Origin of the sequence: Pseudomonas eutrophicaquae (genome assembly GCF_023544715.1) — a bacterium.
Lineage (GTDB): Bacteria > Pseudomonadota > Gammaproteobacteria > Pseudomonadales > Pseudomonadaceae > Geopseudomonas.
Window position 1 is genome coordinate 1 of record NZ_JAMJEZ010000055.1, and the last position, 1,138, is coordinate 1,138.

At 49.6% G+C, this 1,138-nt stretch carries 1 rRNA gene; it reads right to left on the minus strand.

Features of this window, described 5'->3' with window-relative positions:
* Positions 1–1,138: ribosomal RNA gene (locus MXC11_RS12095) — 23S ribosomal RNA — on the minus strand; the annotation flags it as partial.

Below are 1,138 nucleotides of genomic sequence, written 5' to 3' on the forward strand. Positions count from 1 at the left end.
CCTCTTAACCTTCCAGCACCGGGCAGGCGTCAGCCCCTATACATCACCTTACGGTTTAGCAGAGACCTGTGTTTTTGATAAACAGTCGCTTGGGCCTATTCACTGCGGCTCTTCTGGGCGTTAACCCTAAAGAGCACCCCTTCTCCCGAAGTTACGGGGTCATTTTGCCGAGTTCCTTAACGAGAGTTCGCTCGCTCACCTTAGACTTCTCATCTTGACTACCTGTGTCGGTTTGCGGTACGGGCACCTATTTTCTATCTAGAGGCTTTTCTCGGCAGTGTGAAATCAACGACTCGAAGACACAATGTCTTCTCCCCATCACAGCTCAGCCTTAATGAGTACCGGATTTGCCTAATACTCAGCCTTACTGCTTAGACGTGCAATCCAATCGCACGCTTCGTCTATCCTACTGCGTCCCCCCATCGATTAAAACGATTATAGGTGGTACAGGAATATCAACCTGTTATCCATCGCCTACGCCTGTCGGCCTCAGCTTAGGACCCGACTAACCCAGAGCGGACGAGCCTTCCTCTGGAAACCTTAGTCAATCGGTGGACGGGATTCTCACCCGTCTTTCGCTACTCACACCGGCATTCTCACTTCTAAGCGCTCCACATGTCCTTACGATCATGCTTCAACGCCCTTAGAACGCTCTCCTACCATTGTCCAAAGGACAATCCACAGCTTCGGTAATATGTTTAGCCCCGGTACATTTTCGGCGCAGTGTCACTCGACTAGTGAGCTATTACGCACTCTTTAAATGATGGCTGCTTCTAAGCCAACATCCTAGTTGTCTGGGCAACGCCACATCCTTTTCCACTTAACATATATTTTGGGACCTTAGCTGGTGGTCTGGGCTGTTTCCCTTTCGAACACGGACCTTATCACCCATGTTCTGACTCCCAAGTTAAATTAATTGGCATTCGGAGTTTGTCTGAATTCGGTAACCCGAGAGGGGCCCCTCGTCCAAACAGTGCTCTACCTCCAATAATCATCACTTGAGGCTAGCCCTAAAGCTATTTCGGAGAGAACCAGCTATCTCCAGGTTCGATTGGAATTTCTCCGCTACCCTCAGTTCATCCGCTCACTTTTCAACGTAAGTCGGTTCGGTCCTCCATTCAGTGTTACCTGAACTTCA